This is a genomic window from Natronosalvus sp. KLKA75, assembly GCF_059736265.1.
This window is the reverse complement of the sequence record NZ_CM185522.1, coordinates 720,130-741,998: the sequence shown is the minus strand read 5'-3', so window position 1 is coordinate 741,998 and position 21,869 is coordinate 720,130. Positions and strand designations below refer to the sequence as shown.

18 protein-coding genes are annotated in these 21,869 nt (G+C 52.4%); 6 read left to right on the top strand and 12 right to left on the bottom strand.

Annotation, left to right across the window (positions count from 1 at the left end):
• Positions 1–490: 490 nt before the first annotated feature.
• The 4 genes from AC6I65_RS03565 to AC6I65_RS03550 all read right to left on the bottom strand — a co-directional run bounded on the left by AC6I65_RS03565 (position 491) and on the right by AC6I65_RS03550 (position 3,789).
• Positions 491–1,333, bottom strand: a complete 843-nt coding sequence (locus AC6I65_RS03565; protein WP_497902699.1) for a hypothetical protein — start codon at positions 1,331–1,333, stop codon at positions 491–493.
• Positions 1,334–1,348: 15 nt separating this feature from the next.
• A complete protein-coding gene (locus AC6I65_RS03560) occupies positions 1,349–2,482 on the bottom strand; it encodes a DUF4330 family protein (protein WP_497902698.1) in 1,134 nt (377 codons plus the stop codon).
• Between the two features lie 280 nt (positions 2,483–2,762).
• The gene (locus tag AC6I65_RS03555; protein WP_497902697.1) at positions 2,763–3,284 is read right to left on the bottom strand and encodes a metal-dependent hydrolase; all 522 of its coding nucleotides are present in this window, start codon (positions 3,282–3,284) and stop codon (positions 2,763–2,765) included.
• Complete coding sequence (locus AC6I65_RS03550) at positions 3,277–3,789, bottom strand: OB-like fold-containing membrane protein (protein ID WP_497902696.1); 513 nt, start codon at positions 3,787–3,789, stop codon at positions 3,277–3,279. The genes AC6I65_RS03555 and AC6I65_RS03550 overlap by 8 nt, the downstream gene beginning before the upstream one ends.
• 447 nt (positions 3,790–4,236) lie before the next feature.
• Here AC6I65_RS03550 and AC6I65_RS03545 point away from each other — a divergent pair, with 447 nt between their 5' ends.
• Together AC6I65_RS03545 and AC6I65_RS03540 are read left to right on the top strand one after the other, a co-directional pair.
• Positions 4,237–5,697 (top strand): sugar transferase, encoded by a 1,461-nt coding sequence (locus AC6I65_RS03545; protein ID WP_497902695.1) that lies wholly within the window; start codon positions 4,237–4,239, stop codon positions 5,695–5,697.
• A 148-nt stretch (positions 5,698–5,845) separates the two neighbouring features.
• Entirely contained in the window at positions 5,846–7,096 is a 1,251-nt protein-coding gene (locus AC6I65_RS03540; protein ID WP_497902694.1) for a glycosyltransferase family 4 protein, read from the top strand.
• 3 nt (positions 7,097–7,099) lie between these two features.
• Here the strand turns inward: AC6I65_RS03540 and AC6I65_RS03535 are convergent, their stop codons facing one another.
• The 4 genes from AC6I65_RS03535 to AC6I65_RS03520 are packed head-to-tail and all read right to left on the bottom strand — an operon-like array spanning position 7,100 to position 11,069.
• Positions 7,100–8,491 carry a nucleotide sugar dehydrogenase gene (locus AC6I65_RS03535; protein WP_497902693.1) on the bottom strand — a complete coding sequence of 464 codons (1,392 nt, stop codon included), beginning with the start codon at positions 8,489–8,491 and terminating at the stop codon, positions 7,100–7,102.
• A complete protein-coding gene (locus AC6I65_RS03530; RefSeq protein WP_497902692.1) occupies positions 8,484–9,461 on the bottom strand; it encodes a Gfo/Idh/MocA family oxidoreductase in 978 nt (325 codons plus the stop codon). The genes AC6I65_RS03535 and AC6I65_RS03530 overlap by 8 nt, the downstream gene beginning before the upstream one ends.
• Entirely contained in the window at positions 9,451–10,524 is a 1,074-nt protein-coding gene (locus AC6I65_RS03525; protein WP_497902691.1) for a DegT/DnrJ/EryC1/StrS family aminotransferase, read from the bottom strand. The genes AC6I65_RS03530 and AC6I65_RS03525 overlap by 11 nt, the downstream gene beginning before the upstream one ends.
• Entirely contained in the window at positions 10,521–11,069 is a 549-nt protein-coding gene (locus AC6I65_RS03520; protein ID WP_497902690.1) for an acyltransferase, read from the bottom strand. Before AC6I65_RS03520 ends, AC6I65_RS03525 begins: the two co-directional genes overlap by 4 nt.
• A gap of 149 nt (positions 11,070–11,218) precedes the next feature.
• Between AC6I65_RS03520 and wecB (AC6I65_RS03515) the strand changes: the two genes are divergently transcribed.
• Genes wecB (AC6I65_RS03515) through AC6I65_RS03500 form a run of 4 tightly spaced genes read left to right on the top strand, consistent with a single transcriptional unit; the run spans position 11,219 to position 16,193 of the window.
• Entirely contained in the window at positions 11,219–12,364 is a 1,146-nt protein-coding gene (wecB, locus tag AC6I65_RS03515) for a non-hydrolyzing UDP-N-acetylglucosamine 2-epimerase (protein ID WP_497902689.1), read from the top strand.
• Positions 12,357–13,883, top strand: coding sequence for a flippase (locus AC6I65_RS03510; RefSeq protein WP_497902688.1), 1,527 nt, complete (start codon positions 12,357–12,359; stop codon positions 13,881–13,883). Before wecB (AC6I65_RS03515) ends, AC6I65_RS03510 begins: the two co-directional genes overlap by 8 nt.
• Positions 13,858–15,399, top strand: a complete 1,542-nt coding sequence (locus tag AC6I65_RS03505; protein WP_497902687.1) for an alkaline phosphatase family protein — start codon at positions 13,858–13,860, stop codon at positions 15,397–15,399. The genes AC6I65_RS03510 and AC6I65_RS03505 overlap by 26 nt, the downstream gene beginning before the upstream one ends.
• 29 nt (positions 15,400–15,428) lie before the next feature.
• Positions 15,429–16,193, top strand: a complete 765-nt coding sequence (locus tag AC6I65_RS03500) for a hypothetical protein (protein ID WP_497902686.1) — start codon at positions 15,429–15,431, stop codon at positions 16,191–16,193.
• Positions 16,194–16,824: 631 nt separating this feature from the next.
• Here the strand turns inward: AC6I65_RS03500 and AC6I65_RS03495 are convergent.
• From AC6I65_RS03495 to AC6I65_RS03480, 4 genes are all read right to left on the bottom strand, one after another.
• Entirely contained in the window at positions 16,825–17,511 is a 687-nt protein-coding gene (locus tag AC6I65_RS03495) for an O-antigen ligase family protein (protein WP_497902685.1), read from the bottom strand.
• Positions 17,512–18,080: 569 nt separating this feature from the next.
• A complete protein-coding gene (locus tag AC6I65_RS03490) occupies positions 18,081–19,211 on the bottom strand; it encodes a glycosyltransferase family 4 protein (protein WP_497902684.1) in 1,131 nt (376 codons plus the stop codon).
• A gap of 5 nt (positions 19,212–19,216) precedes the next feature.
• Positions 19,217–20,338 (bottom strand): non-hydrolyzing UDP-N-acetylglucosamine 2-epimerase, encoded by a 1,122-nt coding sequence (gene wecB, locus AC6I65_RS03485; protein WP_497902683.1) that lies wholly within the window; start codon positions 20,336–20,338, stop codon positions 19,217–19,219.
• 258 nt (positions 20,339–20,596) lie between these two features.
• On the bottom strand, positions 20,597–21,790 hold the full coding sequence (locus AC6I65_RS03480; RefSeq protein WP_497902682.1) for a glycosyltransferase family 4 protein: 1,194 nt from the start codon (positions 21,788–21,790) through the stop codon (positions 20,597–20,599).
• Positions 21,791–21,869 lie beyond the last annotated feature (79 nt).

The window sequence follows — 21,869 nt, the reverse complement described above, 5'->3', positions numbered from 1 at the left end:
CAGGATTCAGCTCGTATTCAACGGCTTTCTATTGACCCTCAGCCCACAGCATTTGCTTCGGTTGGACGGTTCTTACGATCACAAGACACTGACGGAGTTCACCGATCACCGTGGCCAACACAAATAATCAAACAGTCAGATTGTTCGCTGATCGATGGCCACTGTGATGTCCATATCGAAGTGTATCGGCGGGAGCTGTCCTGAAATTCGAATCCCAGTTTGATACAGAGCTGTCCGGCCCCCGTTCTAAATCTACTAAGTCTCCCGTAAATAGACTTAGAACGCTACCGAATGTACGAAGCGCCAGAGATCCTTCGCGTGGTTGGATCACCTTGATATCCTTGGCGCGACCAGGATCTACTATCGCATCGATCGTCCCGGATTGAGACCGCGGGAAACTCCATCGAGCGTCCGCCGTGGGGTCTTCACTGGTGGAAATATCCGGCGAAAATGAGTCAGCACGGAGTTCGAGTTTATCGAGTTGACACCCTTACCGTCGGTCGGACTCGGACAGCGACTCATCATCTACTCGTTCGGGCGGTTCTGGTGGCTCTAGTACCGCGCTGAGAAGGGCAGCAGCCCGCGACGAGCGCAGATCCTCGAGGGTCGCGTTCGAACGCGTTCCGGCGGCCGCCACGAGGGCCAGCAGTCCGTGGACGACGGCGAGAGGCACAGTGATCGCATCGGTTACCGTCAACAGGAGGAAGCTCGAGAGCAGCGCTGAAAGGAGACACAGCCCCAGAACGCGGATCGGACGGGCACAGACCCGATCGGCGATCGAACGCCCGATCCTGGCGATACGCGAGGTCGTGAGGCCGGCGGTTACGAACGCGATTGCACGATCGAGAATGGCGAAGATGGGTCCGACGGTCCTCGTCTCGCGCAGGTCGATGACGATCACCTCCGGTTCAGGTTCGGCTGTGAACCAGCGATACACCGACGACGACGTTACGTATCGAGCGAGAACGGTCGCGCCTCCTACGACTCGAGCGGAACGGCCAGCGCGAGTTACAAAGCGCTGGACCGCCCGGCCGCGGGAAGCGATGACCGACGACTCAGTCGCCCGCGCGACGAACGATCGGGAATGGCGCTTAATCGTGGAGTCGTCAGCTCCGGGAGTCCCAGTCCCGACCGCCTCCGCAGGCGTGGCGCGTTCGTCCTCGACACCAGCGGATTCACCGGGCGAATCCCGATCATCTCGGCTCGAGGGACCGGGAACGATCGTCGAGGCGAGCCCCGATCGTGCGAGCGCCGTTGCAAGCCTCCGGCGAATCCGCTCGACGACGGTGACGACGGTCGAACGTTCGTAGGCTGCGCGGAGTGAATCGGTCATCGGTGTGGTTAGGTGTTATCGATCGATATCCGTTACCTCGACGGTGACGATGACGGTTCCGAAGTCGAGGATGATCGTCTCGCCCTCCCGAAGTGGTTCACCGTGGAATCGGAGCCCAGATTCGGTCTCTCGACCCTCGAGTTCGAGATCGAGCGTGAGGTCGAGGTTCCGGGGGTGGTCGCGTTCGTAGATGTTGCCGTCCTCACTCTCGAGGATAACCGACGCGGGTTCCGTCTCGACGGTGTCGATGGTTGCGACCGTCTCGCCGCGTTCGGTTTCGGCCATGCCAGCCTCGAGGCCGTCGGCGACGTCTGGTTTCACGTTATCGAGGGTCGCCGTGACGCTCACGGTGGTTTCCTCGCCGGACTCCTCGAGTGCTCCGCGTCGCGTGACGTTCCCCGCGAACTCGTAGGCGTCGGTCCGAACAGGAATCGTCGACCCGAGTACGACTGGCTGATCGCCGAACGCCGGCCCGGAGCTGGTGTCGATCGTCCTGGCGGTGAGTCCAACGACGACGCGGCGCCGGTTGTCGCCGGCGACGTGCGTCCGTACCGACTCGACAGACGCGATCGTGTCACCGGCGATACGGTAGGTATCTCCTTCGGCGATCTCGTCGGCCGTCGCGGTCGGAAGGGTCGTCTCGACGACCAGTTCCGTCTCGTTCACCGGCAGCGTCGTTTCCTCGCCACTCACCGATCGGACCTCACCCTCGGTCGTGTACTCGAGCGTGTCGATCGTCAGGGTCTGGCCCACGCGCAGGCGTTGACCACCGAACTGGAAGACAGGGTCCTCTCGCTGGTCGTCTTCGGCGAGTTGCCCGTTGAGTTCCGCGCGGATCACGACGTGAGCGCCACCAGCGCGTTCCTCGTCATCGCCACTCGACGCCGACCGATAGACGTCGGTCACCGTCAGATTGTCTCCGCTTCCCTCCAGGTACATGACGTCACCCTCGGAAATTTGTTCAGCGACGTGCTCGGATTGGGGGCCGAGATCGATCGTCGCATAGCGGGTTTCGGGTTCGGCATCGCCCGAAAGGACCCCGACGACGGCGATGCCAGCAACGACGACTGCAAGCAAAATCAGTACGACGAGCGCGTCAACGACGTTGACTCGGCCGAAGAGTTTGCCCTCGTCGTCGATCAACTCCATACGTCAGCCACCACGATCATATGTCTGGCAAGGCCGACGCTGGACTATAGCTGTTGTTATCTTTCGATGGACTCGCAAAGAAAGGACGATTCTCGCGAATCGACACGGCAGTGGGGTTAGCTGGTGGCCTAGTCTCCAGCGAACTCCGGCCGCCGGTGTCTCGAGTTCGTCTTTCTCGTGAATTCGTTATCGACGATGATATGATTCTCGAGATAGCTGATCCTGGTTCGTTAGCTGTCGGGCGAATCGCGTCGACGGTGCGTCCGACCGAATCAGTATATCAGCGGTCTCGCTGATCTCGAAGTCGCTGTGGCGCTCTGGTCTCGAGCCAGCGGTCGATACGCCAGACGATGGCGGCTACAACGATAGCCACGGCAAGGACGATCGGATCCGAGGAGACGTACAGGTTCGGCGACGGGTGACGAAACCAGGTGAAGGGATACAGCCAGGCGCCTGACTGTGCGTCGGCGTACACCTTCAGGCCGTCCACGGCGAGATGCGAGAGTGCGCCCCCGAACAGCATGACGAACGCGCGCTGGTGACTGGCTCGAAAGCAGAGCGCGCCGATGGCGGCGAGGACGACGATGCCGCCAAGCGTGTGGATCGCATCGAAGTCGAAGGGAACGCCGGTCGCGGCTTCGACTGCGGCGTCGGAGACGACCAGTTCGATGCGATTGATGTCGGGCAGAAGCGAGCCAACGAGACTGATGGCGAGCCAGCGCGGGGTAAGCCACTCGAGGCGCCAGCGCAGAACGGTGAAACAGGCGTAGGCCACGAGGACGTGTGTGAGGAGGTCAGCCATCGTCGGACACCTCTCGCGTATCGCTTGTGGTGTAGCGAGGCTCGAAGCCGATTCCAGCGACGTTGATTCGCCACTGTCGAAGGAAGTACGCAGCAGCGAGGAGCCCACCGAGGAGAGAAGCGAGGTGCTTGTACCGGGTAGCCGTCGGACTCTCGTTCACAACGACGAACCCGTCGGGTGTCATGGTTCGGTCGCCCTCGAGAATCCCGTAGACCTGGACCACGCCGCCGGGTTCGACCGGCTCGGTGGGTCCGTGGACCGTCAGCTCGAGGACGACTTCGTCGGCGTCGTTGGTCACGTGGACCGTCAGTGCGTCGTCCTCGACCGCGTGGACTTCGCCGAAGAGGAGGACGCGTTCGCCGGTGTAGGCCTCGACGTTCCCCTCGAGCTGGTCGCCCGTCGGGTGGGACCAGTTCTCGTCGTAGGTCGCCCCGTGGTGGACTACAAGTCCGACAGCCGCGAGGAGACAGATGGCGAGCAGTCCGAGACGGACCGCGGTGTGCATCATCTCTGTCGACTCACAGTCAGTACTTCGGCGTTTCGTTCTGCACTACTGGCGTTTCGACAGGAATTCCAGGTGGGTGTGAACTACCCTGTTACCTGGAGAGTTACTCGCCACAGTTCCCGGCTAGCGACTTGACCATGCCCTCCACTTCGAGAACATGATACGTATCGTCGAGCGAACGCTCCTTCAGGCAGTCTGTTTCGCTCGAGGAAGGGGCGATCGATATCGGCTCAGGTCCCTATAGTCGTGTGGCTGTAGACGGGTCTCTGCGAGACTTCCTTACTTGTGTGAAGATATACAGGAGCAAACTAATGAGTACCAACGTGATTCTCGCCTCACGTGATCGAAGTGAAACGACCGAATGGCCACAACCATTATGTGGATTGGTGTAAGCAATCCAGTAATTTCCAAAGACATATATCTTCAGAACACGGGTGCCTTACGTAGATGCTGAAGGGGTGGCAGTACCGAATCGTGAGTGCAGGTGGGATACTCGCCTTGACGATTACTGCCGTCCTCATCGCGAATCACCCGATCCCACAGCACCTGTTCACGACGTACGTGCCGCTATTCAACCGTCTCGAGCCAACGGTTCTCGACGGGGAGTCGCTGCGCTGGGCAGTTGCGCTGAGCACGGTGGCCGTGGTCGGGGCGTTGTTGCCGCTGTATAAACCACAGCCCCGGCGAGCGCTCGACACGATCTTCATCGCTGAGAAACGCGTGGTCGTGGCTGGATTGGCAATGGCGACGCTGGGCTACTTCAAGTGGTCTCATCGATTGCCCCGCCAGACGCTGACGATGACCGTCGCGATTCTGGCCGTCGTGGTACCGGTCTGGTTCTTCCAGGTGCGCCGACGGCCGGCCGGCGAGACGGGTCGAACGCTGATCGTCGGCGACGACCTCCACCAGATCAAACGGGTCGCGCCCGCCATTGATGCGCCCATAATCGGCTATCTGTGCCCGACCCGGCCCACGGTAGCCGGGCAATCCGAGGCCGAAGTCAACGGCATTTTGACCGACGGTGGGACGATAGAGGACCACCAGCTCGCGGACCTCGAAGCAGCTATCGACGAGTACGGTCGCCTGGGCGCGATGACCAGACTCGGCGGGCTGTCCCGTCTGGAGGACGTCCTGGTCGAGTACGACGTCGACACCGTCGTCCTGGCGTTCTTCCGGGCCGACCGCGCGGAATTCTTCGGCGCGCTGGATGCGTGCCACGAACACGGTGTTGAGGCGAAGGTCCACCGCGAGTACGCCTCAAGCGTGCTCGTGAACAACGACGACGTCGGGGAGCTGGTGGACGTGGATCTCGAGCCGTGGGACCCGCTCGATCACGTGTTCAAGCGGCTGTTCGACGTAATGTTTGCTCTAGTAGGTCTGGTTGTCTTCGCGCCATTGATGGTAGTGATTGCAGTGGCCGTGAAACTCGACAGTCGGGGACCGGTGCTTTACAAACAGCACCGCACGGCCGGGTTCGGTGAGACGTTCCCCGTCTACAAGTTCCGGTCGATGGTTCCCGAAGGGGACTCCGCCGAGCCCGTAGACGACGAGTCGAACGACCGAATTACGCGGGTCGGTCAGATGCTGCGGAAGACACACCTGGACGAACTCCCGCAGCTGTGGGCGATTCTCATTGGGAAAATGAGTGTCGTCGGCCCACGGGCCGCTTGGACCGAGGAGGAAACTCTGCTCGAGGAAGATACGCCCGCCTGGCGCAAACGCTGGTTCGTGAAACCCGGGCTGACAGGGCTGGCGCAGATCAACGACGCGAAGAGCACCGATCCCAGGATGAAGCTGCGCTACGATCTCGAGTACATCCGGAAACAGTCCTTCTGGTTCGACTTGAAAATCGTTATTCGGCAGGTGTGGAACGTGCTCGAGGACAGTTGGGAGACAATCCGAAGGTAGTATTTATGGGACTTTGAAAATGGATAGAATCCTTTAGTAATCACGTCATTTACACTCTATGTATACAAAGTTAGAAAATTCTGCCGTGTTCTCCACCTGCTAAATGCATCAAAATGACTAAACCAGACCCACCCTGACCAAACGAGTGATGATGACAGGAGACTCAACGTCCCATTCAATATTATATGTAACTCAATACTGTCCTCCAGAGACAGGTGCTGGCCCAACTCGGGTGAAGGAACTGTGTTCACGCTGGTCTGACGCAGGTCACGATGTTACAGTACTCACCTCGGCACCGGATTACCCGGAAGGGAAAATTTACGAAGGATATTCGAACGAATGGGTACACCGTGAATCGATTGGTGACGTCTCCGTCATCATGACGAAGACGATCCCTGCATCCAGTGGTGGCCTTCCGAGAAGAGCACTGAAATTCATTTGGTTCATGGTCCTGACAACAATCGTTGGACTACGGCTCCGAAAACATGACGTTGTCATTGCTACATCTCCTCAACCCCTCACTGGTGTGACTGGGTGGCTTACCGCACGAGCTAACGGTAGCAAATTCGTTTACGAAATCAGAGATTTATGGCCGGAAACCATTACTACTCTTACTGATGCAGATGAGCGCTTGTTATGGCCACTTGGAGTCTTAATACGATTTCTCTATCGACGTGCAGACCGTATTGTCGTTGTCTCACGAAAATTTGAGTCGCAAATTGTACCGGCAGGAGTGGATCCTACAAAAATTTGGTTCCACCCAAATGGTGTGACGCCTTCTTATTTCGATCATGATGGGGAAGAATTCAAAATTGAGGACGGTCTCGTCGTGAAGTTAGACGATGCATTCGTAATCTCGTATGTCGGTACAATCGGGCGAGCACACGGGTTATCTGTTGTTCTCGATGCGGCTGAACAGTTACAAGATAAGTCGGACGTATTGTTTGTACTCGTCGGAGACGGTGCCGAAGCAAATTTGCTGGAAAGTGAGGCAAAGAAACGCGGCCTCGGGAACGTTATGTTTGTTGGACGAAGACCGAAGGAACAAGTGCCGGATTTCTTCACACTATCAGACGTAGCGCTGGTTCATTTGAGGGATGTGGAACTATTCCGAACGGCGATCCCATCGAAAATGTTCGAAGCAATGGGTGCCAGTGTTCCAATTGCGCTTGGTGTCAGGGGTGAAGCAGAGCAAATTCTCCGAGACGCAAACGCTGGGTTGTCCTTTCAACCTGAGGGATCTGATGAATTAGCTGACCTCATCGAACGGCTTCAAGAAGACCCTGATCTCCGTGAAAAGCTAGCGTCAGATGGTCATAAGTACGTTATTGAGGAGTTTTCTTGGGATTCTATAGCAAAAGAATATGAGAGCAATATATTACAGATTGTGGATAATTAGTGTTCACATCCTGCCTGAACCTATCGTATAACTCCAGAGGTCTGAAAATCGATTGTCAAGTGTTGACCGGCCGTCAACCACGACTGACGGGCCATCTTTACGCTGTTCTAGTTCATTCCATCGGATCGATTCGAACTCCTCATGTGGTGTAACAAGCACTATAGCATCCGCTCCTAGGTCGTAAATCTCCTCAAGTTCTAATTCCTGTGCATCAAACTCTTCGAATTTCTCAAGAATTGGGTCAACACCATAGACCTCTGCCCCAAGGTGAGTGAGTTCTCGTGAAATTGGAATCGACGGAGAAGCTCGTATTTCCTCAACGCCAGGCCGGTATGTCAATCCAAGAACTACTACAGTGGCATTTTCAACGTCAATCCCCTCTGTCTTTAGTCCTTCACACACTTTCGAGACAGTGAATTCCGGCATCGAATCGTTCACCGCTCGAGCAGTAGAAAGGATCGGCGAAGGAGCGTCAAACGGTTTGATCAGGAAGTATGGATAGTACGGGATGCAATGACCACCCACCCCTGGACCAGGGTCGTGGATATTACAGAACGGTTGAGTATTTGCAACCTCAATTGCTTCACGGACATCAATTCCAAGTTCGTCGGTGAATTGTGCCAACTCATTCGCTAAAGCGATGTTGACGTCTCGATATACTCCTTCAAACACTTTTATTGCTTCAGCAGTTGTCGAATCTGAAACCTCGAGTACTCCCTCAGAATTCACTTCGTTATAGATAATTGATGCTGCTCGCGTACTTTCAGCATCGACACCTCCAACAACTTTCGGATATGCACCTCGAATATCCTTCAAGGCTCGACCCGAGGAAGTACGCTCAGGGCAGAACGCGACCCCAAACTCACCCTCAGAGAGTGATGACTCGGATTTTAGCTGTTCAAACACGCGCTCTTCTGTCGTTTTGGGTGGAACGGTACACTCGATTAGCACTAAATCGCCTTCGTCTAGCCCCGTTGCGATATCCGAAACAACGGCGTCCAAGATAGCCAAATCGGGCTCTTTCTCATCAGTGATCGGCGTTGGAACGATAACTACGTGAACTGATGCTGACTGTGCTGCCTCACGGGGTTCCTTAGTCGCTCGGAGATCGTTGGATGTAACAAGCTTCTCAACGAGATCTCCAAGCCCGGGTTCTCGTTTAATATGACTGTTTCCACTCTGTATAGTCGCCACCACCTCTGGATCAATATCTGCTCCGATGACGTTTCCACAGGTTTCACCGAATACTGAAGCCAGGGGAAGGCCCATTTTCCCTAACCCGTAGATAGCAACCGGGATTTCACCGTTCAGGAAGGCCTCTCGTTGAAGCGTTTCATTGCTGTCCGACCCATAGAGTTTCGTGACACCGGCCTGTGACGTGTTGCTCTCACTCATCAAAATTCACCTCCTGTATTTCGGAGTTGGCTATTTCTTCAATCTCTAAAGCTACTGCGAGCGCATCAATTCCATCCTGGACGGTGACTTCTGGTGTTGAGTTAGACCTTGCCGCCTCGATGAACGATTCAAGTTCTTTGCGTAGCGGTTCGTTAGTTTGAATGGTTGGCCGTTCGATGATACTCTCATGTTTGAACCGAACGTCCCCATTCTTTTCGATGTATTCTGGTACCGAATTCCGGTGGATCTCTATCGATTGATCGATGTAATCAAGTTCAATGAAACATTCTTCTGCGGTGATTTCGAGTGTCCGGACTTTCTGCTGTGTCTTTCGACTCGCAGTGAGTGATGCCATTCGATCCCCACTAAATCCCAAGAGTGCCGCAGCATGTCGGTTCTCTTTGACACCATTTGCTGTGACCGAGGAGGGCCTTTCTCCGAAGATGGACAGAACGATATCGATATCGTGGATCATTAGATCCAAGACTGCGCTATCCTTTATTTCTCGGTCAGGCGACGGGCCGAGCCGCTGAGCTCGAATACTGACAATTGACAGATCATCAATAATCTCTTTTAGTGCGGTTACCGCTGGATTGAATCGTTCAATATGACCAACCTGTACGGGAATATCTACAGACTCAACCCGTGATCGAAGGTCTTCAGCCCGATCGAGATCATCCAAGACAGGTTTTTCCACGAACGTCGCAACATCTGCATCGAGACACGTCGTTACCATCTCGTAGTGAAATTGGGTTGGAACGACAACTGAGACAGCATCGACAGTAGCCAAAAGTTCGTCGCTATCCATCACCACTGCATCATGCTTTTGGGCGACTGTGCTTGCGTGATCCTCGTCAAGATCAGAGATTCCGACAAGATTTATGTTCGGAATTTCACTATATACCCGCGCGTGGTGCTGGCCCATTGAGCCAACACCCATAACACCAACGTCAATTTCCTTACGACTCATAGTTAGTGATTACATCAATTATGTGTTTAATATCATTCGTCGATAATGCTGGGTGGACTGGTAGTGAGAATACGGTGTCTGCAGCAGCCTCTGCGTTCGGGACCGTCGCCTCCAGATCTGCATATGCCGGTTGGTTATGGATACACGTTGGATAGTAGACGCCTGAACCGATCTCTTGGCTCGAAAGATACGACTTGAGGTCGTTTCGGTCGTTACTTCGGACCGTGTACTGATGGTAGACGTGTTTCATGTGACTCGGTTCAGATGGTGTTTCAAGTGATGTCGATTCGAGTCCGTTAGTTAGCTGTTTCGCGTTCTTCCTGCGCGTTTCGATGAAGTTCGGAAGCTGCTGTAGCTGTATTCGACCAATTGCAGCTGCGATACTGGTCATACGGAAGTTGTGCCCGACCGTTTCGTGTTCATACGACCCTGTCCGGCCGTGGTTAATGAACTGACGAAGTGACGATGCAATATCGTCCCGATCGGTAACGATCATTCCGCCTTCACCTGTCGTCATATTCTTCGTCGGATAGAACGAGAAGCAGGCGACGTCTCCGACCGAGCCAACCCTATCGCCCTGGTACATTGCTCCATGTGCCTGTGCGGCGTCTTCAACTACTGGAATGTCGAGTTCAGTGGCAAGCTTACAAATGGGCCTCATCTCTGCAGGGAGACCGTAGAGATGAACTGGAACAATCGCGTCGATATCTCGCTCGTATGCGACCTTCCGTACTGAATCTGGATCGAGATTGTAGGTATCTGGGTCGATATCTGCAAAAACAGGTTCAGCACCGGTAAATCGGATTGCGTTCGCCGTTGCGATAAACGAAAACGGAGTCGTCAAGACGAGATCGCCTTCGCCAATATCGAGCGCTTCAAGAGCGGCGTGTAAGGCAGTCGTTCCGTTTGCAGTGCCCACTGCGTGTTCAACCCCACAGTAATCAGCAAATTCGCGCTCAAATTCTCGGACTTCCGGCCCATCAGCGAGCATTCCACTGTCGAGAACTGCCTGAACACGTTCCTTTGCTTCGTCGCTGATCGTTGGGTTTGCAATTGGGATCAAATGTCGTTCCCTCCTTGGAGGTTTTCTGGTAGTGATCGATGTTCTGCTGGGGTTCCAACGGCGAGCGTCTGCGGCGGTACATCATCAACGACAACCGAGCCAGCTGCGACGAACGAACCTTCACCAATTGTGACGTTCGGGAGGATTGTTGTGTTCGCCCCAATAGAAACGTGGTCCTCAATTGTTGGGCCTGCTAGTTCAGTATTCTGTCGAACCGGATACTGGTCATTCGTCAGTACTGCATGTGGACCGATGAATACCTGGCTACTAATCGTCGTATTCGGGGGGATGTAGACGCCCGTCTGCAGGCTGACGTTCGAGCCGATAACTGATCGGCCGTCTATGACGGTGTTTGTTCCAATGAGTACGTCGTCACCAATCTCGGTTAGCTCTCGTACGAGTGCGTAATGACCTGTGGAGAACCGGTCACCAATGACCACGTCATCGTAGATAATCGATCCTTCTCTGATCGTTGCCGCGTCTCCAATACGTGGCTCCTGTGAGTCTTCCGCATATTCGTATCCCACCGTAGCTTTATTGTCCATATTCTGTGTGGTTGTTTCCGTTAGCATGAATTATAGCGACCTTCGATAATCTTCCGGTTCTGTCATTCTTCTCCCTGATACAGGCAAAAATTAGGATTGGGTGGGGTGTATCGAACAGCATAAGAGCATGCTCTTACAGGTTTAAGGATATGAATGTACTCTCTGTGGTCGGTGCAAGACCACAATTCGTCAAGGCCTTTGTGGTCTCTCGCGAACTTCGCCCAGAACACGATGAGGTACTCGTCCATACTGGACAGCACTACGACGAAGAACTATCCGACGTGTTCTTCGACGAACTCGGAATTCCAGAACCAGACTATAATCTCGGCATCGGCTCCGACAGTCATGCCACACAGACAGCTCAGATGATGATCGAACTCGAGACGCTGGTCAACGATCACGACCCGGATATCGTACTCTGTTACGGGGACACGAACTCGACACTTGCTGCAGCGATCGTCGCCTCCAAGATGAACGTACTGTTGGCACACGTCGAAGCAGGACTCCGGAGCTTCAATCGGGAAATGCCTGAGGAGGTAAATCGCATTCTGACCGATCACGTGTCGGATCTTCTGTTCACACCGAGTGAACGTGCTGTGAACCACCTCGAGTCAGAGGGCATTACTGAGAACGTCCACAACGTTGGCGACGTAATGTACGACGCCTTGCTCTGGGCGCACGAAGAAGCCAAAGCGAAGTCGACGATTTTCAACGATATAGACCTCGGGGACGAACCATATCTCCTCGCGACGGTCCATCGACCCCGTAATACCGACGACGGTGACCGACTCGAGACAATTCTCACCAGTCTCGCGGCCGACCCTCGCCGTGTCGTCCTTCCGGCACATCCTCGGACGCTCGACCGACTTGAGCGATACGATCTCTTGGGGCTGGCTGAGAAAGAATTCACGCTCATTGAGCCACTCGGCTACCTCGACTTTCTCACACTGCAAGCCGATGCCGAGATTATCGTGACTGACTCGGGTGGAGTTCAGAAGGAAGCATTCTTCCTTGGCGTCCCTTGTGTCACGTTACGCGAAGAGACCGAATGGTCAGAAACAATCGATGCGGACGGGAACGTTCTCGTTGGTGCGAACGTCAATGCAATCCGACAAGCGCTGGAAGACCCACCACAGTCATCGTCGGATGCACAGCCATACGGGAACGGGACGGCTGCTAAGAAGATAGTCCGAACATTACAAAAGGTCGATACAGTACGAAAGGACTACGGAGGCCATTGCTGCAGGAAAAATCACGCGGGAAACCAAGGCGAGTCACGAAAAACTGATGAATGAAGAGAAGGGAACAAAGCTGGCGACCGGCAGCCTTATCATACTATTCGGAATGATTGCCGCGCGGTCATTTGAGTACGGTACTCAGATCGCGGTCGCGAGAATACTTGGACCAACGGATTATGGTCTCGTAATGCTTGGTACATCGATATTGTTCGGCCTTACTACTGTCTCGGTATTTGGAATGGATGCCGCCCTCTCGCGATATATCTCATATTTTTCGGGGAGAGGCGAGACAGGACGGGTCAACGGAACCGTTATTTTTGGAATTATAACACCTATGTCGATTTCACTTGTTTTTGGTCTGACACTCTTCGTTTTAGCACCGCTATTGAATCACTTCGTATTCGGGGAGGAAAGTTTCGTACCGGTGCTACAGATGTTTGCAGTCATGGTTCCTTTCTCCACCGCCTTGATAGTGAGTACTGCGGCACTACGGGGATTCGAACGGATAAAATACATCGCGCTAGTCGATACGTTCGCTTGGAAGGCAATGCGTTTTGCGCTCGTCATCGTCGTTCTCTATTTAGGTTACGAACTGTACGGCGTACTTATTGGATACGTTATCAGTTACGGCATAGCCGTGGGGGTAGGTATCTGGTTACTATGGCGATCAATGCCTGCACTTCAGTCAATTGAGATACGGAATATCATCAGCGAAATCGTGGACTTCGCTAAACCAATGTTCGCGAGTCGCCTCTTTGGTCGGGGAAGGCGAGAAGTTGATACAGTGTTCATCGGTGCACTAATGACGTCTGGGGCTGTAGGCATCTACAATACGGCCTTCACACTGTCTTACGCGCTCACTACCGGGCTTAATGCGGTTAACACCGCTCTACTACCGTCGTTGTCAGATTCTTACTCAACAGGTGACCTTAACGAATTTCAATCGACGTATCGACTTGGCGCCAGGTGGAGTTTTTATTTTACATTTCCTGCATTTATATTCATATTAGTCTTCCCAGGAGACATAATTGCTCTATTCTTTGGTGACCAGTACCGACCAGCAGGTATGGCGTTAGTATTGTTATCCGCCGGCACACTGCTGAACGTTATTATGGGGTCGGTCTATGAGGCGCTAACGGCGCTAGGTAGGTCAAGAATCATCATGATATTTACATTCCTGTCTTTCGTTTTTAATGCGGTGGCGAACTATTTCTTGATCCACTTATTCGGTATCAATGGGGCTGCAATAGCGACAACCGGTTCAGTAGTTGTAATGAATTCGCTCGCCTTCATATTTCTATGGCGACATTACCATATTAGTCCATTTTCCCCCGGCCACGGTTGGTACACGCTCGCGGTCGGAATTACTGGCGGTATTCTATACACAATCAGGTACTTCGTACAAGAGCCAGGGCTACTGCTGTTTCCTATCGGTGGACTTACCTATCTGGTATCCTTCGCGGTAATGGTTCTGCTCGACGGCCTAGAACCAGAAGATAAGAAAGTTGTAAAACAAATCGTTAAGGGAGTTAGCGAGTATCTTGATCAATATGACTGTTGTAGTAGTAGGTCTTGATGGCGGAAGTTGGAATCTACTTGAACCATGGATTGCTGAAGAGGAGTTGCCGAATATTGAGCGAATTCGAGAGTCTGGCGTCTACGCTGATCTCGAAAGTTGTCTTCCGCCGGTCACATCGCCAAACTGGAAGTGCTACTCAACCGGGAAAAACCCCGGGAAACTTGGCGTTTACTGGTGGGAGATCGTCGATACAGAGCACCACGAGGTGCGAACGCCACGCTCGAGCGATTATCGGAGTTTCGAACTATGGGGTTATCTAAACGACTCCAATCGACAGGCAGCGGTTATCAACATGCCAACGACGTTTCCTCCTCGGAGTATCGACGGATGGATGGTTGCCGGAGGACCAGGAACAGAATCGGAAGGGTTCGCCCGACCGGATGAACTCGAATCAGAACTCCGAGAACAGGGATACTCAGTACAACCGAGGGAAAAGATTGACTCACGAACCGGTGACTACGAAGCGGCCGTTGATGCACATATAGAGGCAATCGATTCACGGTTCGACGTGGCCGAGCGAGCGATAAGGTCCGGTCGTTTCGATTTCGTTCACATCACTACGTTTTATATTAACGTTTTGCAGCACTTCTTCTGGAACGGTAAACCAACGTACCGAGCATGGCAACGAATCGACGACCGGATCGGTGAGATTCTCGAGCTCGCAGACACCGTTGTCCTGATGTCGGATCATGGTTGTAATGAAATCCGTTGGGAGTTCAGGATCAACCAGTGGCTTGAGGACGAAGGTTACCTGGCGCTCAAATCAGAAAGTTCAATATCGAGTACATTAAGCCAGGTGGGAGCGACACGCTCACGTCTCCGTCGTATAGCTGACGCGGTCCCGTTCGATATCCGTCGTCTGGTTACACAGTCATTCAAAGACAGTATCCCATCGGAAGAGGGGACCCTTCACCGGACGTCTAAAGACAGTATGATCGATTGGGATCGCACGTCAGTTATCGCCAGCGGCCAGGGGCCAATCTACGTCCTCGCTGATGAACCAGGACGTGGCAGAATTATCGAAAATTTGGTTAGCAAACTCGCAGATATAACAGACCCTGAAGGAAACCCTGTCTGTCGGGCCGTCCATCGAGGTGAGGACGTTTACACGGGGCCATATACAGACACCGCTCCTGCCATCGTGATCGAACCGAACGATGGATATCACCTGCCCGGAAGCCTCGGCGGTGGAGATGTCTTCTCTCGGCCGACACGATGGCTGGGTGAAAACCGACGTACGGGGTTATTCGCTGCATACGGCGATGGTATCGACGATTCCGGACAGCTCGAAGAAACGTTGCGAATCACGGACCTATGTCCGACACTCCTACACTTCCTCGGGGAATCGGTCCCGAAGGATGTCGACGGCACTGTCAAATTCGAAATCTTCGCGGACGACTCCGTCCCGAAAACACGCAAAGCCAAGTATCGAGACCCCATACCGTACACCGCTGATGCGGTGACACTCAGTGAAGGTGTCGAAGAGCAACTCCAGGATCTCGGGTATCTATGAAGGTCTGTCTGACCGGTGACGTCCATCACATGTCGATGCAAACCCGAGATCAGTCCTACCTCTCGGGCACGGAAGTGGAAGCTGCAATGGAGTACGCACGAATAGCCACGGAATACGACATTGACGTCACATTGTTCGTGACTGGACGAGCAGCACTCGAAGAACCGGATACGTATCGACGCCTCGCCCAAATGGATTCCGTCGAAATCGGAGGGCACAATCACTTTGCGTACCACCTCCCCTACTTGGATTCGCTTCCCTACAACGCCTGTTACAAGGCCTTCGGCGTCTACTCCCCGGCCTTCATACAGAAACTCGGGGTCCAGCGAGCTCTCTCTACGCTATCCAAAACCCTTGATAAAGATATCGTCTCCTGGCGGAACCATGCCTATCGAAACGACCGCAATACGGCACCTATCCTATCGGATGCCGGCATAGAGTACCTGTCGGACACTGTTTCTCCCAAGTATCAAAAGCCGTTCCGAGAGCACGGGCTGACGATGATCCCAGTAAATACGCTTCCCGACCATGAACACATGTACCACGCCTTTCGAACCGAAGAATACGTCGATCAGCTGGAATGGAATAATTCGTTCACCGATAAGTCGTTTTATCCCGAGGAGTGGGCCGAGCGAGTCCTCTCACAGATTGATGCAATGGAAACTGGAGTCGCAACCGTTCTGGCGCATCCCGCCTGTATGTCAATCGCTGACGGGTTCGAGACGTTCCGGCGGCTGTGTGACGGGCTTGCAAACTACGAGAGTAGTTGGATGCGGGAGGTGACGAACGATTGATGACCACTCTTACTCAATATTGGCTGTGGTCAACACGACCTCGATGCTCAAGAGTGGCGAACCCCCTAAACCAGGAGAGTTCCTACACGCTGTTATCTGTTGACAAGTCAATAGGTTCGTCGGTCTCGATATGCTTATCAACGAGGTTGAGCGGGTACAGGAAGTAAGGTATGTGTCGTCGTCGGCGATATGGAGTCGTTCGGCCTAGAGGAGAGGTTTGACGTCACGGGCAATTAATAGAGCACCTCTCATGCCCAGGCGCCTTCCTATAACGATGCCGCGAACATGTGGAAGACGATGGTCGGGTGATTCTATTGACGCCGAATCCACGATGCCTCCATATGCTATGGTGGTACCTAATTGGACAGGAAGAGCGGACGAATCCGGAACACATAATGCGGTTTGATCACTACGTGATGCAGGAACTGGCAAATCGACACGGGTTCCGGATAGTTGGTTGGGAGTGGTACCAAGCCGGCAGAGTTTTGTCAACGTCTCTTATAGACTGTTTGGGACGTCGTTCACTGGGTGGTGGTGGCTATATTTTCGAATTGCGGGTTGATGACGGTAGATCAACTGCTGGCTGATAATTTACATACACTCATATACAGCCTCTCCTCTGCCCCTCATGTCAGCTGGAATTAATCGAATAAAATGCAAGAACACTCGTAATTACAGAAAAAATGAGCATTGTATCGGTCTGGTGTCCTCGAACTGAAAATACGAAAAAAACCAACATTGATGAAAAAGTACCGAATGCTGCCGAGAATAAGATTCGATCGGGGGCTGTCATTTGTTTTTGAACACCTCTTATTGACAAACGGAACACCGACACGAGTATCAATCCAAATAGAACAAATCCGATGATCCCAGCGTTAGCCAACACGTATACGTAGAGATTGTGAACCGTATCTATTGATCTAACATGTCCCTGTACTATAACCTCATAGCTAGGTTTGAATTCGGCAATATAACCACGACCAATGACAGGATTTCGATGAAGTTCCTGTAACGCTTGCCTACTAACATCAAGTCTGACGAATAGTCCTCTGAACAGATTTCGCTGAGCGAGACGATTCAATAAAAGTAGAACTGGCCATGCTACTATCATCGCGCCAGCAATTGAGGCTGCAAGACCCAGTCTCAAATGTCGCGAGAGGATGTTTATGATTTGCCGTCGAATCACTACCATAACCATCAAAAATCCAGCTAAAACAACCAAAATCGGTAGCCTCCTGAGATCAATAAACAACCGAGTAACATGAATTAACAAAACGAAGCCGAGGACGAGAGTAAGATGTTTAGATCGTTGGTGCATAAATAGCACTAAAAGAGAGAAGGAAATAATCGTCCCCCATATATATAATGTCGACGGAAGTCCTGTGAGACCGAATACGAAAGGGTAGGGACCGTCTCCATAATTCAACACATTTATCAATATTCCCTGTAGTGAAATTAAGGTAGATGCGGCCAATAAGGCCCCAAATAGGTAGTAGACATGGTGTCTATTCTTTATTTGTGGACTCAGGGCTACCGTCAAAAAGAGTGGAGAAAATTCGTACCACTGTCGAATCCAGGAAATAATATCGGCGTTATGATATATCACGTAGAGGATGGTCAAGAAAGAGTATACAAGAAAAGCGATTATCCAGATTGTCCACCAGTGTATTCGAATCGGCGATATCATTCCGGTTGCCGCCCATGAGAGAACTACTAGCAAAAACAGCAATATGAATCCGATTTGAATGATACTTAAACCCGCAGTGCCCTCTCCTCCTCGGAGGAATCGAGAGAAGGTCATTACGGGAGTGTATAATATCAACATAGAAGTCCCGAGTAGAGCGATAAGACTCTGAATATCGTATTGTTCCGACTGTGTTGTGGACATTATTGACCCATTTTACCCCAAAATAGCTTCGTGAATGATTTGCTCACCGCCTGGAAGGAGTGTTCTGCCTCAATATACGACCGGGACTTCGATATCAGTTCATCACGTAACTCCGGATCCTCGGCGATCGTTTCCATCTGAGAAACCACCTGTTCAACACTGGCATCATTGACTATTCGCCCCCGGCCCTCATCCAGCAGCCTCGGCACGTCACCGACAGGCGTCGCGATTACCGGCAATCCACTGGCCATCGCCTCAAGGACGACGTTCGGCAGTGCTTCACTCTCCGATAGGAGGAGTAGTGCCGTCGCCTCACGGTACAGTGTTGTGAGTTCCTCGTGGGGGAGGTGACCGACAAGTTCCACGTCAGGGAGTGTGTCGACGGTCCCTTGAATAGCGGGCGGCAATTCACCCCGACCTGCCAGAACAAGTGTTCCAGATTCGTTCCGCTCGCGAAACTGCTCAAAGGCCTGGACGGTCCGACCGATGCCTTTCCGTTTTGAATCGAGCCGTCCAACGAAAACGAAACACGGTTCCTCAAGGACTTCGACCGGCCCTGGCGTAAACCGGCTGGTATCGACCCCTTGCGAGATTACCGGGGCGATCGGGGGAAGCGCAACCCGTGCCTCAAACCGGGCCTTCAAGGAGTGGGAATTGAAGTAGGCAACATCGCTAGCTCGAACCGAGAGCCGCTCGAGCCCTCGGCCGATTCGTCCTTTTAGGGCGCCGAGACCACTCGATAAAGTCGGGTCAGAAATCGGTTCACCAACGATTCGGAGAGCGACGCTGGCGGGCCCACTCGCCATTGCTACGGGCGCCATTTCATAGTGAGACCAGACATTAGTCAAGATATCTATGTCGTAATCGCGAACAACCTTCTTCGTCGTCTGGTATAGCCATGGAGCCTTCAACAAAGGATTATCATGGGATGGTGCCGGAACTCGGTGGGTCGTGACGCCCGCTCGCTCAAGGATATCCGCGTTCAGTTGTCCGCTGTAGACGGCGTGAAAGGAGATCGGTGCCTCCGAACAGACTCGGGCCATCCGTTTGACGGGGAGTGTCGCAAATCGCGAACTGTCCGCTTCGACCGGTGAGCAGTAAATGAAACAGACCCGTGTCTCGGGCGGCATTCGATCTATTCACCCAACACAATATCGATAATTTGCTTTGCGGCGGTTCCGTCACCGAACGGATTTACCCAGTCATTTGGTATGTTCCACATTCCTTCGACATGGGAGAGAACTTCGTTGGGGTCGGTTCCTGCAATGACGTTCGAGCCAACATCCACAGTTTCGGGACGTTCTGTGTTTTCTCGTAACGTCACACAGGGTGTACCAATGATACAGCTTTCTTCTTGTACACCACCACTATCGGACAGGGTAATTTCTGCCTTGTCGATCAACTGAAGGAAATCCAGATAGCCGACTGGTTCGATCAGGTGAAGGCCGTCTATAGCGTTGGTGGTCTCCTCAAGTTCGAATTGTTGGAGACGTTTTTTAGTGCGCGGATGAATCGGATACACTACTTCGACCTCGTAGGATTCAGTGAGGCGTTGGATGACTTCTATCAGATCGACGAGTGTCTCACGATCATCAACGTTCTCCTCACGATGGGCTGTAAAGAGAACAAACTCTCCGGCGTCGAGATCCTCAAGAATAGTGCTCTTCTTCCGGCTAATATCGATATTCCTCTGGACTGCATCTACAACAGTATTACCCGTCACGTAGATGTTGCCTTTGACGTTGTCTTCTGCGGCGTTTCGTTTCGCTTGCTCTGTGGGCGCAAACAGGAATTCGGAGATGTGGTCGATGATAACTCGATTATGCTCTTCGGGCATCCGCCAGTCGTCACTACGCAGTCCCGCCTCGACGTGGCCAACATTTAGTCCGAGCTTTCGTGCCGCGAGTGCGCCGGCGAGATTGAAGTTCGCATCACCACAGACGAGGACGTTCTCGGGCGTCTCCTCGAGCAGTATCTCCTCAATACCTTCAAGCATTAGTGCAGTCTGTTCTCCGTGGAACTCCGTGTATTCTACACCGTCGATGTGATGTTCTGGGTAGTCCAGACCCAAGTCGTTGAAGATATTGTCGTCTAACTGCTCGGAGTAATGTTGTCCAGCATGTATAGTAAACGACTCACAGGGCCGGTTTGAGAGCTCCTGTATCAATGGACTCATTTTTATAATTCCGGGGCGGGTACCGACGATTATACACGTCTTGTTCGGAACCGGCTCCCTGAGAAATTTTGAATCTGCCATCAGATACCGGAAGTTTTGAATGAAGGTCTAAAAACATTTCCTATTTCAAATAGGCAGTGGTTCGTTGAGCGTGTAAAATGAGGTAGTGTGTTTTTTGTGCTATTATTTGCCAGAAATCATCACATTCTCCGGATGTAGTGTCCGGATGATTTGAGTCTTGTGAGCGTGAGCGGATACCGCTGCGACTAATTGAGCCACAGTCCCGGCGACCAACAAGCCAGACCAGTGTCTTGTTCGTCTACGTGCAAAGTCATGAAGTTAGGTGGAAGTACTAACCATTGTGGCTTCAAAAGCTTCCAGAAAGCGTCGTTCCTCAAACTTCCAGTTGTATCTCTCTTTGAAGGCCGAATATCCGTTTTGTCCCAATTGTTGTCTCTTTTCATCCTGTTCTACAAGCTCAATGAGGGCACTAGCTGCATCATCTGGATCAGTAGGATCGACTGCAAGCCCAGCTTCGGTATCACGTATGAGGTGACCGATTCCAGGGAAATCGCTGATAACAACCGGTATCTGGGCGGCCATATACCGGAATAGCTTTGAGGAAGCCTTTGACTGGCGATTCCAAAACGTCGGTTGATACAATTGTAGAGCGATATCCGATACATGCAGATACGGTTCGACCTCATCATATGGGATAAAGCCTGGAAATTCGATATCTTCTTCCAGAGCAGCTGGAATCAATCGGTTCAATTTTCGAGCCGTTTCATGGGAGTGCCCACCGATGAACACAAATTTCGTAGGTTTATCTACTTTCTCTAACGTCTGTACTGCGGCTTCTACCATCTCGCAAGCACCTTTATGAACAGAGATGCCCCCGACATATAGGACAGTAACCCTCTCGTTACCTTTGGGTTTTAAATTCGATCGATTAATCCCTTCACGAAGTCGAGGTACATTCCAAATAGTAGCAACTCTGGTATCGACATCCGCAAATCGCTGTTCCAGAACATTATCCGCTGAAGGAACAACAAAAACGCCATCAGACAACGATGCTAGCCAACGCTCAAACCGAACTAGTTGTCGACCGAAGAACTTAGTTCCGACTGGTACTGCACCAGAACGCTCGAATTGATATCGATAGTCCTCGAAAGCATCGTATGTGAGAGAAGTCTCTTTGAGTGATGACAGCACTACTCCAGAGAGGAGACTGTATATCCCAAAGCAATGAATTGAATCAACCTCGTCTTCAGATAGCCCTTTAGCGATTAATACAAGTAGAATCCATAAAATCACGAAGGGTTTTATTGGTGCAAAGTTTGGCCATGGTGTCCGAAAGCGGCGTATTTCGGCGCCTTCGTAGGTCTCCGTTTCGGGGAGGTCACTCCGGGCCGCACAGAGTACCGTTACATCGTGTCCAGCACTACTCAAAGACTCAATTTGTTTGTATCCTCTTGGGAAGAGTTCGAACCCACGGTGAAAAAGACAGAGTATCTGGGATGGGTTTTCTGCCATAATGGCAAAAATAGTGTTAGGTGTATCTATTTTTCGAAGTTGCCAAGCAAGTGAAAGTGGTCAGTTGTAGCGATCCAAA

What these genes read in the sequence shown, in the direction of transcription:
- AC6I65_RS03560 (WP_497902698.1), bottom strand. Translation starts at nt 2,482, where the DNA reads ATGGAGTTGATCGACGACGAGGGCAAACTCTTCGGCCGAGTCAACGTC.
- AC6I65_RS03565 (WP_497902699.1), bottom strand. Translation starts at nt 1,333, where the DNA reads ATGACCGATTCACTCCGCGCAGCCTACGAACGTTCGACCGTCGTCACC.
- AC6I65_RS03550 (WP_497902696.1), bottom strand. Translation starts at nt 3,789, where the DNA reads ATGCACACCGCGGTCCGTCTCGGACTGCTCGCCATCTGTCTCCTCGCG.
- AC6I65_RS03555 (WP_497902697.1), bottom strand. Translation starts at nt 3,284, where the DNA reads ATGGCTGACCTCCTCACACACGTCCTCGTGGCCTACGCCTGTTTCACC.
- AC6I65_RS03540 (WP_497902694.1), top strand. Translation starts at nt 5,846, where the DNA reads ATGATGACAGGAGACTCAACGTCCCATTCAATATTATATGTAACTCAA.
- AC6I65_RS03490 (WP_497902684.1), bottom strand. Translation starts at nt 19,211, where the DNA reads ATGCCGCCCGAGACACGGGTCTGTTTCATTTACTGCTCACCGGTCGAA.
- AC6I65_RS03495 (WP_497902685.1), bottom strand. Translation starts at nt 17,511, where the DNA reads ATGCACCAACGATCTAAACATCTTACTCTCGTCCTCGGCTTCGTTTTG.
- AC6I65_RS03510 (WP_497902688.1), top strand. Translation starts at nt 12,357, where the DNA reads ATGAATGAAGAGAAGGGAACAAAGCTGGCGACCGGCAGCCTTATCATA.
- AC6I65_RS03530 (WP_497902692.1), bottom strand. Translation starts at nt 9,461, where the DNA reads ATGAGTCGTAAGGAAATTGACGTTGGTGTTATGGGTGTTGGCTCAATG.
- AC6I65_RS03500 (WP_497902686.1), top strand. Translation starts at nt 15,429, where the DNA reads ATGTCGATGCAAACCCGAGATCAGTCCTACCTCTCGGGCACGGAAGTG.
- wecB (WP_497902689.1), top strand. Translation starts at nt 11,219, where the DNA reads ATGAATGTACTCTCTGTGGTCGGTGCAAGACCACAATTCGTCAAGGCC.
- AC6I65_RS03520 (WP_497902690.1), bottom strand. Translation starts at nt 11,069, where the DNA reads ATGGACAATAAAGCTACGGTGGGATACGAATATGCGGAAGACTCACAG.
- wecB (WP_497902683.1), bottom strand. Translation starts at nt 20,338, where the DNA reads ATGGCAGATTCAAAATTTCTCAGGGAGCCGGTTCCGAACAAGACGTGT.
- AC6I65_RS03480 (WP_497902682.1), bottom strand. Translation starts at nt 21,790, where the DNA reads ATGGCAGAAAACCCATCCCAGATACTCTGTCTTTTTCACCGTGGGTTC.
- AC6I65_RS03545 (WP_497902695.1), top strand. Translation starts at nt 4,237, where the DNA reads ATGCTGAAGGGGTGGCAGTACCGAATCGTGAGTGCAGGTGGGATACTC.
- AC6I65_RS03505 (WP_497902687.1), top strand. Translation starts at nt 13,858, where the DNA reads ATGACTGTTGTAGTAGTAGGTCTTGATGGCGGAAGTTGGAATCTACTT.
- AC6I65_RS03535 (WP_497902693.1), bottom strand. Translation starts at nt 8,491, where the DNA reads ATGAGTGAGAGCAACACGTCACAGGCCGGTGTCACGAAACTCTATGGG.